The sequence below is a fragment of the Pleurocapsa sp. FMAR1 genome (assembly GCF_963665995.1).
Taxonomy (GTDB): Bacteria; Cyanobacteriota; Cyanobacteriia; order Cyanobacteriales; family Xenococcaceae; genus Waterburya.
Genome location: NZ_OY762512.1, coordinates 1,035,558 through 1,053,236 on the forward strand (window position 1 = coordinate 1,035,558; position 17,679 = coordinate 1,053,236).

A 17,679-nucleotide genomic window follows, 5' to 3' on the forward strand; every position below is an offset into this window, starting at 1 on the left:
CAGTGTAGTTCAATGAAGGTCATAGATTACTCCGCCCGTTTAGGGTAAAGCAATCTGTGACCTTTATCAACGTATTTATAAACTATAAGATATCACATAGTATTTCTTTAAAAACGAGTTACATAACGGCATTAAAGGTAAGATACCTGTGTCGCCGATGATAATTATTAAGCTGTTCCTATAATATTTTTTCTGATTTAGCACAGGGATCGAGAAAACCTGAGCGAACCTTATAAGTGTAGCCAAGCTCTGGATGAAACCAAGGAGTATAAGCAAAAGCATAAGGATATAGTTTTGGTAGACAAATTTTATCTCCTGGCTCGATTTGAGCCATGATTTCAGGGATGATTTTTTTTTCTTTGAATGCAGCCAGTGTATTAAAGTTGGGGTAAAGATAGACAAAACTTGTCTTGATACCAACAATAATTAGGGCAATTAAAGAGATCGATCCTAGACGACGAAGATTAATTAATCGATCTTGATAATTAGTAACTAAGTATAAATTAAGAGAAATTAAAACTATCATCCAGTACATAAAGTACCTTAATTCATGGGACTGAGGGAAATTGGCAGCAACCAGAGACATTACTCCTACTACTATTCCTGCCGTGTAATTATTGCGGTTGCGATTTCTGGCAATTAGATAAATCAATAATAAGACTTGGAACAATACATAAGCACCAAAGAAACCTCCCATACGGTTGCGGTCTGGATTTTGACTGTATTGATCGTGATTCCAGTAAGCAGGTTTTACTTCAATAATAGAATAAAGCCACCGTTGCGCCCTTGGTGCATTAGCTAAATAGCCTGGGGCATCATCATACATCGGTAAGGCATGATTGAGTACTTTGCCTGCAAGTTCGATTCTGACGGGGTAAAAAGGATTACCGTGAATTAGGGTATTTTTGATTGGGGTGGCAAAGATCAACAGAGAAGCCAGTAAAGCCAGAGGAATTGCTTTAAATATCCAAGAAATTAGCTGTTGTTTATTCGAGGAATGATGTAATCGCAACCAGACAATTCTGAAGGCAATAAATACTAAAGCAATAAACACTAAAGGCTCTAGCTGCGGTTTACAGTTTGATGAACCAACCCCAGCCAAAAAGATAATTAATAAATCTCTGATACTGGGTAAATCTCGCTGCTTGAAAAGTAGATAAGCCATCATAATGATCATTGCCAAAAATATATTAGCAATCAGATCTACATAGCTATTGACCGCATGAGCCTGAATTAAAGGCACGGCTAAAAAAGCGATCGCCGATAGATAATAAGCAACCTGGAAATAACGCTTAAGAAAATAGCTATATAAAACTAAGCTAAAAAACCCGACTAAGTTGGCACTTTGGACTCTTTGAGTAATTAACCACAAAAAACCCTGAAAAAACTCGCCTAGCAGAGGAAAACCGCGAAATCTCTCTTCCATATTGATAAACTGCTCTGCTGGGACAATGCCCCAAATTCTCGCAGCATAAGGCAGATGATAACCCCAGGTATCAAAAGTACCGTCAACATCAATCATTCCTTTGAGAAATACAGAGATAGTTAAAATACAAGCGATCGCTTTTAAAACAGTTTCTAGCCTCAGTCGTGATTTTTGAGGCTTAGAAGTTTTGTTTCTAACATTCAAGTTCATAGCTGTAAGCCTTATCAAGTTTTTGCTATTAAAACAATACCCGTACCTATCATCACGCTACCAGCGGTAAGGTTTATTACTTTTTTAGCTTTAGCCCCTAGATATGCATAACCAATATAAAAATTTCTGAAAAGCTAAAAGCTAAAAGCTAAAAGCTGAGGCAAAACCCCTTTATTGATTATCAATTTGTCGATCGATAAACTCTTGAGCATTGGGGGGAATTACTTTCAAATCACCACAGTCTTTAGGATTTAGCGCAACTTTGATAGCATAGTCATATTTGATTTCAGGATGAAAATAAGAACTGTAATAAAAAACGTTTTGAATTTGAGCATAAGGCACGCTTTTTGGATTGGGGATGGCATGACGAGCAATTATACAGGTGCGCTTATTAGGTGTCATCTGCTCTAAAAGCTCTGGCTTGGCGATTCTAACTACAAACTTGTCTAATGATGAAAAGCTTGGTTTGAGGTAATAAGGTGTAATTTTGGTAAAGGCGATCGCCATAAACAATAAACAAACTAAACCTAGGTACTTTGGCTGCAACCATTTTGAGCTTTGATTTTGTAACGAGGTAACAACGCACAAGTTTAAAGAGACTAAAGTAATCATCCAAAACATGAAGTAGCGCAACTCGTGGGATTGAGGAAAATTTGCAGGTACAAAAGACACCAGCAGCATTACTACAAGTGCAGTAGTAGCATTGACAGATTTATCTTGAGTCGGCGATCGCTTGTTTTTTAATTGCTCACGAATAGTTAAACTCAATAGTAGCAACAGGTTAAACACTACGTAAGCACCAAAAAATCCCCCTGCTCGATCTAGATACTTTTTATCACCACCATTCCATTGATCCGCCGACCAATTAGGAGTATTAATTTCCAAGATTGATTGCAGCCATTTCTGAGGTCTATTTCCTTCACTATAGGTTTCAGGAGTCAGTTTATGGTTTAAAACAATTCCTGCAACTTCAATTTTGATCGGGTAAAAGGGATTGCCATAGAAAGCAACGTTTTTAATTGGGGTGGCAAAGATTAAGCCTGAAGCGACTATCGCTAGAGGCACAGTTAGCCACAGTCGGCGTTGACCAGATTTACTATGTTTAAAGTACAGCCAAACCAATCTAATTCCGACTATCCAGTAAAGTAAAAATACTAATGGCTGTAGTTGAGGTTTGATATTTGCTGCTGCTGCTGCACCTAAAAAGGTAACTAGCAGTTCATTTCTGTTGGGTAATTCAGACTGCTTAAAAAATCGATAGGTCATCAGCATCACGACCGAAACCCCAATGTTTCCTGGCAAATCTACAAAGCTAGTAGCAGCATGAATCAGTACCACAGGAATGGTAAAGAGCGCGATCGCTGACAGATATAGACGGACTTGGAAGTAGCTTCTTAGAAAAAGAAAATAAATAATCAGACTTAGATAGCCAACTAGATTCGTGGACTGAATTCGCCCTGTAATTTTCCAGAGAAAGCCCTGAAAAAAATTCGCCAACAAAGGAAAACCATCATAGCGATATTCAAAAAGAGATTCTGAGATAAAAGACTTTTCTGGAACTATACCCCAAATTCTGGCAGCAAAAGGCAGTTGATACCAACCAACATCATAGTTACTGTCAATATCCATAATGGCTTTGAGAAATATTGATGTCGCCACGACTATGGCGATCGCACTGAGAATTATTTCTAATACTTGCCTCTTATTTTTCTGCACTGCTCACCTCTTACCAGAATGGCTACTTTAAATTACTTGGTATCCTAGGGCGATCGCCACAGGCTTGGGGATCAAACGCCGTTTGAATCGAGTAATCATAATCTAATTCAGGATGAAAGTAAGAGCTATAAATAAAGGCATACTTTAAAGATGCTGTAGGTGCGGTTTGAGTATCTTCTCCCATATGTCTAGCTAACAAACAAACCTGTTCATTAGGCTTTATTTGTTCGATAAATTCTGATTTAGCCCCATGGACAACGTATTTGTCTAAGGACAAAAACAATGGTCTGGCGTAGAAGCTACCGATTTTGACTAAGACTATGATTAGGAAAACAACATAGACTAATCCCATATATGTTGGCTGTAGCCATCGTCCTAAAAGCTGTCTATTTTTGGGCAAAGAAATTAGATAAAGGTTGAGAGATACCAAACAGATCATCCAGTACATAAAGTATCTCAGTTCATGAGATTGAGGAAAATTCAAAGGAACTATAGAAATAACAAGTAGCGTCAAAAAAGCAACGATAGCCTCTCTAGATTTAGCCAAATTGCCTTGTTCAGTTTTTAATTGTGTAAAGTCAGTTCTGTTTCTATTAATTAACAGATATTTATTGAAAGTCATTTCTCTAAGCAGAAATCCTGCCAGCAGCAGTAAATTAAATACTACATAAGCTCCAAAGAAGCCTCCACGCCGATTTCTTTCAGGAAAATCGCTCCATTGATCTGGTTTCCAAAAATAAGGCGCATTTATTTCTAGTACTGAAGTAATCCAGTTTATTTGACGATTGCTTTCTTCAAAAGCTTCTGGATCTAGCTTATGGTTTAGTACAATTCCCGCTACCTGAATTTTGATGGGATAAAGAGGATTAGCGTAGACAACTGTGTTTTTGACTGGACTCGCATAAATAATTACGATCGCCAGTAAAGTAACTAGCAGAGTTTTGACTATTTGTTTGGCTGCTGGTTTTTGTTGCCAATAAAGCCAAGCAAGTCTAGAAATGGTAAAAATTAAAATAAATAAAACTAAAGGCTGTAGCTGAGTTTTAGTATTAACAGCGATCGCCGCACCGATAAAGGCAATCAGTAATTCTTGGAAATTTGGTAATTGCTTATTTTTATAAAAGCTATAGGTCATCATTACCAAAATAGATGTACCAACATTCCCAAATAAATCCACATAGCTAGTGGTAGCGTTAGTCAAAACTAAAGGAATCGACAATAAAGCGATCGCCGATAAATAAAAAGGAACTTTAAAATAAACTCTAAGAAAAAAGAAATAGCCAATAATACTCAAAAAACCAACTAAGTTAGTTGATTGAATTCGTCCTGTGATTTTCCAAAAGAAACCTTGCAAAAAGTGCGCCAACAAAGGAAAACCATCAAATCGCGGTTCAAACCATTTTTCATCTCCCAGAAACATTTCTCTAGGCAAAATGCCCCAAATTCTGCCAGCAAAAGGTAAATGATACCAGCCAGGATCGTAGTTGTTATCAATATCAATGATTGCCTTGAGGAAAAGAGAAATAACTAAGGGTATAACAACTAAATATAAGATTGTCTCTATTCCTATACTTGCTACTTTTTCTAGCTTGTATGACTTTGATTGTTCTTTTTTACTAACTAAATTCAACATCGGTAATGATTTTAAGGGATGAGGGATAAAGGATGAGCATGAGGAACAATCGCCCCACTAGTATTCATATCATCTATAACTGAAAGAATTTATGTGCAATATTGCTGATAATTGATAATTGACGAGCGACCCCCTAAAGGGTTCAGCAGTTCCTTCAAGTCGGGAAACCCGCCCAACGGACTGGCTTGGGAAGGCGCGAGTTTGATAATTGATTATTGGTTTTCCTTTGGTGTAAATAGAGCAAATCGCTCAACTAAAGCAACCACTGCAAACACGGCTAAGACAATTACTACCGCAACGATGTAAAGAAATCTTTGCATCAGAGAAAATTGAACTGCCATAGCGTCTGGTACATCAAATAGTCTTAATAAACCAATCCAGCTAAATTCCATTAGTCCCAAATTAGCTGGGGTAAAGCTGAGTAGCATTGCCAACTGCACAATGGGGGAAACAAACGCTACTGCCCAAAGCTTAATTTTAAAGCCTCCTGCGATCGCAATAAAAATTCCCCTAACAATCCAGACAATATAGCGAACTACCGAAATCCAATAAAGATAGAGGGTAAAGTCTTTGCCTAAAACAGAATCTTTTTCTGTTTCTACAGCAGGCTGGTTAGCAGCTTTGGCTTTGCCTGGCTTAAGTTTTTTAACCCAAGTCAAAGCCTTAATCACAAAAGTTATTAGGCGACGATGCCATCTATTGATCGCAAAATGAACCGCAATAATAGTGGCAATCCACATCCAAACCGCTACAGATAAAGAGATGTATTTGAGAACAAAAAGAATTGCAGCGGGAAAAAGCAAGAAAGGAATTAAAAAATTAAAAAATTGATCGTAAACAACTAATAAAAAACCCTTAGAAATTGAACTAACTTTATGAACTCTTAAAGCTAGGTTTTGTACCATCACCATGCCCAGATATTGAGGCATAAACTGCATGGTCAATGAACCTAAAGTTGTGTAAAAAAAATAAAACTTTAGAGGCTGTTTGCTTTCAGGAGTAAGCTTTTGGGTAACAAGACCCCATTTATATGCCGATAAAAAAGTATGTACGATTAATGCCGTAATTGCCAGTCCAGCATAAAGAGGATTTAAGCTGTAAAAAGTATTAACAACTTCCTCTACATCTACATTGGTAAAGCGCAGAATCAACCAGATTAAGAAAAATCCTAGACCCAGCGATAAGATACTAGATATAACGTTTTTCTTAGTTAACATTTGTCTTTTATTAGTTAATATTTGGCTATTGACAAAAACTGCACTGCGATTAAATTAAACACTCAAATATTACTTTAACTTAGAATCAAGACCGCTTTGAGCAACGGCTATATCGTATCCCCATTTAGCTTCTAAGTCTAAGCCAGTTAGTGCCGATATCTTGGCAACCTCTGGCTGATATTGCTGCATTAATTTAAGTTTGATTGCTTCAGGCATACTAGCTTTGGGTGCTTGATGCCAAAAGAACCTTTCGACGATATTATCCCGTATAAAATCATTAAATTCTTGAGAAAGCAGGTTTTTGGAAATGTTTTTAACCAGAGGATTATTAACTAAATTGTTGATTGCCTGAAACTTAACTTCTTTGTTGACATTAACTGCACCATATTCGGGAGTAAAGCTGGGATTTACGCCGAGAAATTCTAAAATTTCTCGATAGATACGCTCATTTTCTGACTTAAATTCCTCAAAAATTACTATTTTGATTTGCTCTGGTTTAAAGCGATCGCAATATCTTTTTACCTGCTGATAATATTTAACTCTTTGATCGTAGTAAAGATAGCTAGGGCTGGTAACTCTAGGACTAGGATACTTTTCCTGTTTACGCTCTTCTTCCTTTGCCAAAGCGGTCAGAAAGTCTGGCTCGTTTTCTTCTGTAAACTTGACGTAGTGGCTGTGAAGAGAATAAAGATATTTAGCTGGTTCACGCAGAATAATAATTATTCTAGCATCGGGATTAAAATTGTGAATCTTCTCTGCTGCTACCTGAGAATAGAGATAGTTAGTCGAAGATTCCCCGACAATTTTCGCTTCGTCTGTCCGTGCAAAAAGCTGTAGATAAGCCGACTCACTTCTAAAGTCAAAAAAACGCCGTTTGCCATAAAAGCGATCGCTTTCTAAATGAAAGTCAGAGCAAAAAAAATGTGGCTCTTTGATACTCGACATAAAGATCTCAGGATGCTGTCCTAAAAACTGATGTAAAGCCGTTGTACCAGATTTTGGTTGACCGACGATAAATAAATTAGGCTTCATGGATTTTGACAAGTTATGAGTAGAAAAGCTTATGTTTGGGTCTGTAGTTTCGCTTTCAGTCTGGCAGATACTCGCTCTTGAATCCGAGAATCTTGCCAATATCTGCGCCATCCCAGAGGACCTAATAAAACAAAATCAGTAGCTAGCTTAAATAGCTGAGTCGATTCACCATGAACCATTGCTGCTAAGGTAGTGTTGACCTCTGTGGAGAAGAAGGCTACTTTGGCAACTTGACTGGCTGATTGTGACTGAAGATATTTGTCTACTACCGAGCGCATCTGTTGACGAAACTCGGCTACGCTAGAGCTTCGACGAATGGTTTGAGAATCACCATGTACCCTAAAAGCTGCTAGAGGTTGAGAAATATGGTAAGTTTCTCCCGCTGAAGCAAGCTTGAGCCAAAAGTCCCAGTCGGCGGTATACCAAAGCTCGTTATTTAGTCCACCTAAATCAAGAGCAGCTTGGCGATTAAAGACGGGAGAAGGGATGGCAATAAAGTTTTGAATTACCAGCTTCAGGATCATTTCTTGAGCAGATACTACTTGGCTATCTTTGAGGGGACATTGCCAAAGACCCAGGGGTTTACCTTCTCGATCGATAAATATTGAGTCATGGAGGTAAAGACTGGCTTGGGGATAAGTGGCGATCGCTTTTTTAATAGCGTTCAAACGTCCTTGCAGCCAAAGATCATCCTGATGCAGAAAACAGGCATATTTTCCTCTGGCTACAGAAAGAGCATGGTTAGTATTAACTACCCAGTTACCCTGTCTGGCCTTAGTAATCAGCTTGATATTGAGCTTATCCTTGAAGCTCTCAACAATATCTAAGGTATTGTCTGTCGAGCCATCATCAATAACAACACATTCTAGTTCAGGATCTTGCTGCATCAATATAGAATCAAGTGCTGCTGCTAAATACTTACTACCGTTGTAGGTAGGAACAATTACCGATAACCAAGGCTCTTGAATCATCGTTTTAATCCTAAAATGCTTAAGAAAAAGCTAGAGAAGATTGTTTGGATACCCAAAGCTAAACAGGTTACCCCAGGAATGATAATAGGCATGGTTTCAGTGGGGTTTAGTGAACCAAAATTATTTTCTCCCCAAATACCAAAGGCATATACTGAGGCTGCTGTACCTATTAAAAAGAGAGCGCAACCAGCGATCAAACCTGTTTCAAGGTTGAGGTATTTTAACAGTCTGTTTAAGCGTCTATCTTCAGGTAATAGTCCTTCACTAATGCCAAATACTTTAGTAAACAAAGCAAACGTGACAATTTGAAAACCAATAGTCATTGCCGTGGAGGAATATAGCAGGCTATGCACTTTGGGACTTGGCAAAAGGGATAGAGTTGCTAGCAAACCACCCAAAATCAAAAAGATACCAGGATAGAAAAACAACCAGCGAGGGCTATACATTAATAAGAAACGTAGATGTCTCCAACCATCCCGCCAAGTATTAAGGTGAGGAGGGCGACTACGACCATCGGGTGATAGAGTAGTAGGCACTTCGGCAATCTGCATTTTATAGAGAGTAGCTTTGACAACCATCTCGCTGGCAAATTCCATGCCTGTAGTTTGCAAATCTAAATTAGTAATTGCATCCTTGCGAAAACCTCTTAAACCACAGTGGAAGTCGTCACAGGGACTATTAAACAAAAGCTTACCAATACCAGTTAAGACGGGATTTCCTAAATAGCGGTGAAGAAAAGGCATTGCGCCTGATTCGATACCACCTTTAAAGCGGTTACCCATTACTAGGTCATAACCATTACGTAACTTTTTGACAAAAGGATTGAGATTGCTAAAGTCATAGCTATCGTCGGCATCACCCATAATGATGTACTTACCTTTAGCCGCTTCAATGCCACCTTTGAGCGCGCTACCATATCCTTTTGTAGGGATATTAACTACTCTGGCATTAAGTCTTCTGGCAATTTCTTGAGAGCCATCGTCGCTACCGTTGTCAGCGATAATTACTTCTCCTGCAAGGTCGTTTTCAGCAATAAAACGCTGAGCTTTTTTAATGCAAGTTTCTAGGGTTTCTGCTTCATTCAAGCAGGGCATAATAATGGAAACTTCGATCGCATTGGCTTGCTCAATACGATTTATACGTCCACTAACTGGTGTTTCTCTTGTGCTTACGTTACCCAACATGATTAATCCCCTTGGTGATAATTATTAAAAAATCTTAGACTGAACTGACAATTTCCCTGGTAAATACTCGTTGTTTCAATGCACTTGATTTAATAGCTAAACTCAAAAAAATAAAATATGAGATAACTAGTAAATACAAAAAAGTAATTAATTGAAGTATTTGTTTGCAAAGGCTTGTTAGACAAGGTTTGTAGTAAACAATAGAGTTTGTTATAAAATCAGTACAGTTTATATCTAATTAGAATAAGAGCTAATCTAATCAAGACTTTTACATTTGCCCAGGTCAAAATGCTTTTATCAATGAGATTCATTGTCATTTTGGTAAAAAGGTTTTTCAACACAAAAAGTAAAAAAATCGGGTAATGAATAAGTTTGAGATAGTAATTAAGCTTCTCTTAATAAAGTACCTAATTAGTGTAAAAGTCTGGTGAATGAAATTTAAGTTAATTTGCGGTAATGATTGAGATTAAATCAGTCTATAAACTGGAGCAAATTTTTTCTTCTGCTCTTTTTGACAGTTGTAGATCTACCCAAAGGAAATAAAAGAGAATCTGGACGTTGCTATAAAAAATATAGTTGTGTACACAGGCAATGTAGATTAGAAAAATTGAGCAATAAAATATAAAATATGATGATTCTGATTTAGAGATATGTTTAGCATTGGCGCATTAATAAGCAATAAAACTGAACTACCTGTTGATAGTTGATGTTTAACTCACCTCTTACTAAATCTACCCAATCGACTAGGCATAGATTTTAATCAATAACTAACTATTGAGCAACAACATTCTTCAATGCAATTTAAGCAAAAGATAATCGTCACGCTGATATTTATAGCGATCGCAATTCTTACCTTAGTTTCTACCGCAGTCCACTTATTAACCGAGTCTTGGTGGTTTGCAGCAGTAGGTTTTGAGTCGATTTTTTGGCAGCGTATTATTTGGCAAGTAGCTATTTGGCTAGTCACTTTTACGGTTTTTGTAGGGTTTTTAGGCTTTAATTATTGGCTAGCGTTGAAATTTACAGGCGATCGCAGGTTTAGATTTCTAGAATCTAATGAATTTGAACCTTATACAGCCAAGATTGCTAACTACACCGCCACGCTGCTTATTTTCTTAACTTCTCTAACTATTGCTAATCTTAGCGCAGCATATTGGGAACAGATTCTGCAATTTTTCCATGCCTCTAAGTTTAATCGTCTCGATCCAATCTACCAAAAAGATATTGGCTTCTATTTATTCCGTTTACCTCTTTTAGACAATTTAGAAAATTGCTTTCTTACCCTGTTGATTTCAGGCTCAATCTTAGCAGCCTTAGTTTATGTATTTAAAGGAACTATTCGCTTTGATTGGCAATGGAAAAGCTTAATCGTTGAGGACAATTGGCAAAAGCTCTTAACTAAACCAATCAAGGTTCATCTGAGTTTTTTACTGGCAGCGATCGCTCTTGATATTGCCGTTGATTTTTGGCTAGAGCGTTATGAACTACTCTATTCTTCTCAAGGCGTAGTTTGGGGTGCAGACTATACCAGTACCCATGCTCGCTTGCTGGCATTTTGGGTGATGATTATCGCTTCGGTGTTATTAGGGCTATGGTTAATTATTTCTACCTGGTCTGATAAACTCCAACTTCCCGTATACGGTATTGGTATATACGCCGTAGTTCTAATTCTTTTTAATGGGATCTATCCTGAGTTGCAGCAGCGTTTTGTGGTCGAACCCAACGAATTAGCCAAGGAGATGCCCTATATTAAGCATAATATTGAGTTTACGCGCTCGGCTTATGACTTAGACAAGATCGATACAAAAGATTACCAACTAAATTTAGCAGGCAACTCTAATCCTAATGTTCAGCAAGAAAACCAAGCCACCATTGATAATATTCCCCTGTGGGACTATCGCCCCTTACTAACTACCTACAGACAGCTACAGGAAATCCGTTTTTACTATAGATTCCTTGATGTTGATGTCGATCGCTACACCCTCAATGGCGATTATCGTCAGATAATGCTTTCTCCTAGAGAATTTGATTATAGTCAAGTTCCCTCCTCTGCCAAAACTTGGGTCAATCGCCGACTCAAGTATACTCATGGTTATGGCTTAGTCATGAACCCCGTCAATGAAGTCACTACCGATGGTCTGCCAGTCTTATTTGTCAAAAACATTCCTCCCGTCTCCCAAACAGATTTAGCAATTAAAGAGCCAGGTATTTACTATGGTGAGTTGACTCAAGACTATATCTATACGGGAATGAACACCGCCGAGTTTGACTATCCCCGTGGAGATGAAAATGCCTTTACAAAATACGATGGTGTAGGTGGTGTCCCCATTGGTAATTGGTTACGTAAGCTGGCATACGCCTATGACCAAGGCAGTTTAAAAATTCTCATTTCTAATTACTTCACCCCAAATTCTCGCATCCACTATCACCGACAAATATCAGAGCGAGTGCGCCATGTTGCTCCTTTTCTGCAATTCGACAATGACCCCTATATGGTGGTGGTAAACGGTAGACTCAATTGGATTATTGATGCCTATACTACAAGCGATCGCTATCCCTATTCCGAGGCCGTGGCTCATGAACAAAAAACAGAATTAATCACCGATAAAAATATTAACTACGTTCGTAGTCCCGCTAAAGTAGTTGTGGATGCCAAAGATGGCACAATGCAGTTTTACGTTGTCGATGAAAACGAGCCTGTCTTAAACACCTACCGCAAGATATTTCCCAATCTATTTAAGGGCAAAGATACTATTCCTCCAGAAATTCAGGCTCATTTTCGTTATCCCCAAGATTTATTTAAAGTTCAAGCTAGGATGTACTTGAGCTATCACATGGAAGATCCTCAAGTATTCTATAACCGTGAAGACGACTGGCGTTTTGCTACCGAACTTTATAATGATCAACAACAGCAGGTTGAACCTGATTATCTAATCATGAAGTTACCAGAAGAAACTAAAGAAGAATTTTCCTTAGTTCTCCCTTTTACTCCCGTCAACCGCGATAATATGATCGCCTGGATGGCTGCTCGTTCGGATGGCGATAATTACGGCAAACTTAGCCTTTATGAATTTCCTAAACAAGAATTAGTATATGGTCCTTTTCAGATCGCAGCCAGAATCGATCAAGATCCTGAAATTGCCCAACAAATAACCCTGTGGAGTCAAACAGGTTCTAGGGTAATTAGAGGAGATATTCTGGTCATTCCCATTGATGGTTCAATACTTTATGTCCAACCTTTATATCTTCGCGCTGCCAAAGGTCAGTTACCCGAACTCACCCGCATTATCGTCTCCTACGACAAACAAATCGTTATGACTCCCTCTCTAAGTCAATCTCTAGCTGCGGTATTTAAACAAGTCCCCACCCAATTAAATCCCTCCATAAATCCTGCTACAGTAGATCCTCCCCAGCAATCTGCATTAGAAATATATCAGCAAGCTCAACAAGCTTTACAAGAAGGAAACTGGGTAGAATATGGACGCTATCAACAACAGCTACAGGATATTTTACAAAAATCAAATTGATTAAATATTAACCAATATCTTCTGTTGGCAGACCAGCATCTCTTAAAATGCTTTTTAGGATGCCAACAGGCAAATCTTGATTACCGTCGTGAACAACATCATCAGGATGACTGCCATTGCTCCAGAAAACAATCCCAGAGTACTTTGGGAAAAAATAAGTTTAGCGCGATCGATTAAAATCAAGACAATACACATATAGGGTAAATACCAAAGATGTGGTGATGGAGTCGAAAAAATGCAGCTTACAAAACTGTAATTTTCAGGACAAATTTGCCCAAGTCTCACAAAATTTAACAAACTGTAGGGGATAGTCCAGATAAGGCAGGGAACAATTAGCCTTTTTATTCTTTCTAAAGGCTTGTTCTGACGGTTAGATATAGTAGCAAAATAGGATGAAATAATAATAAAAAAGATTAATCCACCATAAGCAATCTCTCGTCCAGGTAAGTTTCCTGAATGAAACCAAACAATTCCTAAGGCACTAATAATCCTTAATGATTCAATGTCATTCCTCATATATGTAAAGCAGTTATATCTTGAACATATTCTTCTGTGCTTCCAAACTATAAGTGCTTTTTTCTCGATTTGGGCGTATCGTCAATGACAAGAAAGCGATCGCTGCTCTCAGTTCCTGATGATTAAAAGAAATCATTTCAGCTTTTTACTTTATGTTGTGGCTATAGAGCAGATCCAGACATTAAAAAAAATTAACCCCTCTTCAAGTAGAATTTTTTTATGTCGAATATCTGAAATATTAGTTATAAAGGACTAGTTATGTTAAATATTAAAAGTTATTCTGATGCATTCAATTCGTAAATTGCACCAAAACTTGGTAACGGGTGCTGTGTATTAGTATATTTTTTTCAAAATAGTATTAATTTATAAGATCAAAACTAAAGCCAAAGTGCTTAAAAATATTCTGTGTGACCTAGCTAACTATAATTACTGTTTCTTTTAGCAGCTAGCCCGAAACTTAAAACTGACACGAAGTTACTAATTATTTAAACTATGAACTCATCCAGCAATAGTAGCAGCGAGTACCTTTCAAGCAATAGCTTACCTCAACCCAAACGGGATAAATTGCTTAATCAAGGGCAATCTAATTATGAAAATGATCGGGCTGCCGATTCTTCTGATAGTGTAATTCGTGTTTTAATCGTTGACGATCAAAAAATGATTAGGGAAGGATTAAAAGCCCTAATTAAAACAGAAACAGATATTGAAATAGTTGGCGTTGCTGAAAATGGCGAACACGCTGTAAAACAAGTAGAGTCGCTCGAACCTAATATTGTCTTAATGGATATGGAGATGCCTGGAATGAACGGCATGGAAGCAACTAAAATCATTTGCCAAAAATTTTCTGACGTTAAAGTATTGGTGCTTAGTACCTTTGATACTGAGGAATATGTGGCTCGCTCCCTTAGCTCTGGAGCAATGGGGTATTTACTCAAAGGCACTCCCGCCAAAGAACTGACCGATGCGATTAGGTCGGTACATCGTGGTTATGCTCAAATTGGTCCTGGAATTTATCGCAATATAGCTTTGCCTCAAACACCAGAAGCTAATAAGCTCCCTACAATGTCTCCGCAGGCAACCAAAAGTCAGGCAGAAATCAAAGAACGCTCTTATCCCTCTGGACAACTTGTTACCACAGCCTCTGGGAACAATGGTTCTAATTTAGTTAAGCCGGGTCCTGCCTCAGCTAAATCTCGTAAGTTTGAACAAACAGTAATTTTGCGTCCTTCTCCTAGATGGTCTAGAGCCACTATGGCGGGAATCATGGGAGTCACTATTTTTACCATTGTCTGGTCTTTGGTTGCCAAGATTGAACAGGTAATTCCTGCTCAAGGTATAATTCAGCCGACTAATAAGCTACAGGAAATACAGGTGCCTACCAATGGTGTAGTCCAAGAAGTAAAGGTAGAAGAAGGGCAACGAGTAGAAAAAGGTGATGTTTTACTGGTCTTAGACTCCACAACCTCCAAAGCTCAGGTTGATTCTCTGGGTAAAGTGCGGCAGTCTTTGCAACAAGAAAACAAATTTTATCGCGCCTTGATGTCAGGAAAGCTCGACCTCGAAGATATTAACAAAGTCGCCACATCTTTGAATATTCCTAGAGAAGTAGCAGAACTCACTCGCAATAGAGCCGGGCTAAAAGCAGAAAACGAGATGTTTAATGCTCTTTTAGGCAATTCTAGTCAGAAACTAGCTCCAGAACAACAGGCTAGACTAGAGGCATCAAGAGCGGATTTGCAACAAAGAACCGCTTCAGCCAGACTAGAAGTTGAACAATTAGAAAAACAGTTAGAACAAACCAAAATTCAGCTAGGGGATAATCGGGCGCAGTTAGCTACAGGTAAACAAAATTTAAAAGAAATTACAGATCGTAACATTGAAGCAAGACAACAGTCTGAAGATAGCTTGAAAATTGAAGAAGGAACTTTAAAAGCTATTGTTCCTGTCTATAAACAAGGAGGAATTGCCAAACTTCAGGTAGACCAGCAAAGACAAAGAATCAATGACCGTAAGCAGACAATGGTTGATGATCTCAAGCAAGGTAATCTAGAGCGCGATCGCCAGCAACAGCAAGTAACAACCTTACAATCAGAAATCAATCGCCTATTGCAAGAAGAGCAGCGATTAAGCTTAGATATTTCTCAAGCTAGAGAGCAGTTAGATAATACGGGTACTCTCTCGACCAAAGATTTATACGATCGACGAGCCGAAAATAGCAAACGACTAGCGGATATTGACAGCCAACTCAATAAGACAATTGTTGAAAACGATAAACAAATGGCTGAAATCGATAGTCAAGTCAGCAGTGCCGCACAAAACCTCAAATATCAAACCATAAAAGCTCCTGTTACAGGAGATGTTTTTGACCTGAAGGCATATCCAGGATATGTTCCCCCTTCTGGTCAGGCAGCTAGTCCAGTATTGCAAATTGTGCCGACAGACAATTTAGTCGCCGAGATCTTTATTACCCCGAAAGATATTGGATTTGTTGAAAAAGGAATGTCTACAGACGTGCGGATTAGTACTTTTAACTATAGTGAGTATGGGGATATAAAAGGCAAGGTCAAGTTTATTAGTGCTAGTGCCTTAGAACCCGAACCTCCCTATGATTTTTTCCGTTACGTAGCCAAAATTGATTTAGACAAAGACTATCTCAATGTCAAAGGCGAAAAGAAATATCTTCAGCCTGGGATGGAAGTTCAGGCTAATATTCGTATCAATGAAAATCGTACTGTTTGGAACCTTCTAACCGAGCAATTCCTGGGAGGATTGGATAAATTCAAAGAATTGGAATAATTTCCATCATACAAATTGTGTTTGGGAGAAAATAAATCTTCAGGACGTTTGGCGATGCCCCTACACAAATTTTTAAAAAAAAGAATATCAATTTGTTAAATTATCTACTTACTTTGGGAACTATAGGGTTGTTAAGTTGATTTTATTAATATGGAAACAGCCCTCAAGCTTGATGTTAAAAAGCTATTAGAGCAGCTAGCGCAATCCCAAAATTCAGGTTGTCTGGAATTAAAGGAAGAGTTTGTCTCATGGAAAATCTATTTACAACAGGGAAACCTCAAGTATGTAGACTGTTCTATAGAAAACTTAGAGCAGCTTAAGTTCTATCTTCATTATCTCCAATTAAAAAAGGCTATAAAAGCTTTAGAAAGGCTACCAGATTTATTGGTCAAGCCACAATCTTCTGTAGAAAAAGAGTCAGATAGTCAAAATCTTTACGGTAATGTTATTCCTTGGCTGCTATCAGCAAAACAACTCGATTTATCTGAAGGTATTAAGCTGATTGAACAAATTTCCCAAGACGCATTAAGCTTTTGTCTTTGGCTTGATCGCGGAACTTCGTCATGGCACGCAGGACATTCTTTGCCTGCTTGGATTCCCTTACAGCTTCAAAATGCTATATCTTTGAATGTGCCAGAATTTTTGCGCTCAGAGCAAACTAGACTAAAACAATGGCAACAATGTAGTCCTGAACTACTTTCTGTTCATCAACGCCCTTATTTTGCCCCTGGTTGGGAAAATAAGTCTTTGCCAACTTCAGGCTCGTTAAATCTTAAAACTCTTCAAGAACTAACTCAAGTATTAAGAGGACGGACTAGCATTCGTCAGCTTTCAGTCTTGCTGCGTAAAGATGAGCTTAATGTAGGAAAAATTCTCTCACCATATATCGATTCTAAGATCGTTTACTTACATCATGCGCCAACGCCTTTGGACAAGTTACCAAGCATTCCTAGATTAGAGAATGATGCTGAAAATTTACTGTCTGGTAATTTGTTCAATGAAAATAATGCCCAAAAAACTGAGCTTAAAACCTGGAAAATAGTTTGTATTGATGATAGCCCGACAATCTTAAGTGAAATCAAGCGTTTTCTGAATCAAGAAAAGTTTGCCATTACAGCTATAGATGATCCTGTGCAGGCTGTATCGCAAATTTTTACGATTAACCCAGACTTGATTTTGCTCGACATTACTATGCCCAGAATTAATGGCTACAAACTGTGTGGGCTATTAAGAAGCAGTGGCAAATGCGATCGCATTCCCATCATTATGGTTACGAGCAATACTGGCTTAATTGATAAAGCCAGAGCCAAAATAGCTGGGGCAACTGATTATTTTACCAAACCTTTTACCAAAGAAGGTTTAACCCAAATTATTGAAAAGCATCTTAATTAATTTGCTTTTTTCAATTACTAATTACTAGTTAATTTTATTCACAATCATCAAATTAAACC

At 38.1% G+C, this 17,679-nt stretch carries 11 protein-coding genes; 3 read left to right on the forward strand and 8 right to left on the reverse strand.

What is annotated here, in order from left to right; all coding sequences use genetic code 11:
* Window positions 1–178: 178 nt before the first annotated feature.
* The 7 genes from SLP02_RS05120 to SLP02_RS05150 all read right to left on the reverse strand — a co-directional run bounded on the left by SLP02_RS05120 (window position 179) and on the right by SLP02_RS05150 (window position 9,389).
* Window positions 179–1,636, reverse strand: coding sequence for a hypothetical protein (locus SLP02_RS05120; RefSeq protein ID WP_319419572.1), 1,458 nt, complete (start codon window positions 1,634–1,636; stop codon window positions 179–181).
* 171 nt (window positions 1,637–1,807) lie between these two features.
* The gene (locus SLP02_RS05125) at window positions 1,808–3,352 is read right to left on the reverse strand and encodes a hypothetical protein (RefSeq protein ID WP_319419573.1); all 1,545 of its coding nucleotides are present in this window, start codon (window positions 3,350–3,352) and stop codon (window positions 1,808–1,810) included.
* Window positions 3,353–3,374: 22 nt separating this feature from the next.
* Complete coding sequence (locus SLP02_RS05130) at window positions 3,375–4,985, reverse strand: glycosyltransferase family protein (protein ID WP_319419574.1); 1,611 nt, start codon at window positions 4,983–4,985, stop codon at window positions 3,375–3,377.
* Between the two features lie 212 nt (window positions 4,986–5,197).
* The gene (locus SLP02_RS05135; RefSeq protein WP_319419575.1) at window positions 5,198–6,202 is read right to left on the reverse strand and encodes a lysylphosphatidylglycerol synthase transmembrane domain-containing protein; all 1,005 of its coding nucleotides are present in this window, start codon (window positions 6,200–6,202) and stop codon (window positions 5,198–5,200) included.
* A 69-nt stretch (window positions 6,203–6,271) separates the two neighbouring features.
* Window positions 6,272–7,234, reverse strand: coding sequence for a sulfotransferase family protein (locus tag SLP02_RS05140; RefSeq protein ID WP_319419576.1), 963 nt, complete (start codon window positions 7,232–7,234; stop codon window positions 6,272–6,274).
* Between the two features lie 29 nt (window positions 7,235–7,263).
* Window positions 7,264–8,205, reverse strand: a complete 942-nt coding sequence (locus SLP02_RS05145) for a glycosyltransferase (RefSeq protein ID WP_319419577.1) — start codon at window positions 8,203–8,205, stop codon at window positions 7,264–7,266.
* A complete protein-coding gene (locus SLP02_RS05150; protein WP_319419578.1) occupies window positions 8,202–9,389 on the reverse strand; it encodes a glycosyltransferase family 2 protein in 1,188 nt (395 codons plus the stop codon). Before SLP02_RS05150 ends, SLP02_RS05145 begins: the two co-directional genes overlap by 4 nt.
* 794 nt (window positions 9,390–10,183) lie before the next feature.
* On the opposite strand from SLP02_RS05150, the gene SLP02_RS05155 reads away from it, so the two are divergent.
* The gene (locus tag SLP02_RS05155; RefSeq protein WP_319419579.1) at window positions 10,184–12,916 is read left to right on the forward strand and encodes a UPF0182 family membrane protein; all 2,733 of its coding nucleotides are present in this window, start codon (window positions 10,184–10,186) and stop codon (window positions 12,914–12,916) included.
* Window positions 12,917–12,970: 54 nt separating this feature from the next.
* Here the strand turns inward: SLP02_RS05155 and SLP02_RS05160 are convergent, their stop codons facing one another.
* Entirely contained in the window at window positions 12,971–13,432 is a 462-nt protein-coding gene (locus SLP02_RS05160; protein WP_319419580.1) for an acyltransferase family protein, read from the reverse strand.
* A 492-nt stretch (window positions 13,433–13,924) separates the two neighbouring features.
* On the opposite strand from SLP02_RS05160, the gene SLP02_RS05165 reads away from it, so the two are divergent.
* Together SLP02_RS05165 and SLP02_RS05170 are read left to right on the forward strand one after the other, a co-directional pair.
* Window positions 13,925–16,228, forward strand: coding sequence for a response regulator (locus tag SLP02_RS05165; protein ID WP_319419581.1), 2,304 nt, complete (start codon window positions 13,925–13,927; stop codon window positions 16,226–16,228).
* Between the two features lie 150 nt (window positions 16,229–16,378).
* Window positions 16,379–17,620 (forward strand): response regulator, encoded by a 1,242-nt coding sequence (locus tag SLP02_RS05170; protein WP_319419582.1) that lies wholly within the window; start codon window positions 16,379–16,381, stop codon window positions 17,618–17,620.
* Window positions 17,621–17,679 lie beyond the last annotated feature (59 nt).

Excerpts from the sequence above, each read along its gene's own strand:
- SLP02_RS05160 (WP_319419580.1), bottom strand. The coding sequence starts at position 13,432 with ATGAGGAATGACATTGAATCATTAAGGATTATTAGTGCCTTAGGAATT.
- SLP02_RS05165 (WP_319419581.1), top strand. The coding sequence starts at position 13,925 with ATGAACTCATCCAGCAATAGTAGCAGCGAGTACCTTTCAAGCAATAGC.
- SLP02_RS05130 (WP_319419574.1), bottom strand. The coding sequence starts at position 4,985 with ATGTTGAATTTAGTTAGTAAAAAAGAACAATCAAAGTCATACAAGCTA.
- SLP02_RS05150 (WP_319419578.1), bottom strand. The coding sequence starts at position 9,389 with ATGTTGGGTAACGTAAGCACAAGAGAAACACCAGTTAGTGGACGTATA.
- SLP02_RS05145 (WP_319419577.1), bottom strand. The coding sequence starts at position 8,205 with ATGATTCAAGAGCCTTGGTTATCGGTAATTGTTCCTACCTACAACGGT.
- SLP02_RS05140 (WP_319419576.1), bottom strand. The coding sequence starts at position 7,234 with ATGAAGCCTAATTTATTTATCGTCGGTCAACCAAAATCTGGTACAACG.
- SLP02_RS05135 (WP_319419575.1), bottom strand. The coding sequence starts at position 6,202 with ATGTTAACTAAGAAAAACGTTATATCTAGTATCTTATCGCTGGGTCTA.
- SLP02_RS05120 (WP_319419572.1), bottom strand. The coding sequence starts at position 1,636 with ATGAACTTGAATGTTAGAAACAAAACTTCTAAGCCTCAAAAATCACGA.
- SLP02_RS05155 (WP_319419579.1), top strand. The coding sequence starts at position 10,184 with ATGCAATTTAAGCAAAAGATAATCGTCACGCTGATATTTATAGCGATC.
- SLP02_RS05170 (WP_319419582.1), top strand. The coding sequence starts at position 16,379 with ATGGAAACAGCCCTCAAGCTTGATGTTAAAAAGCTATTAGAGCAGCTA.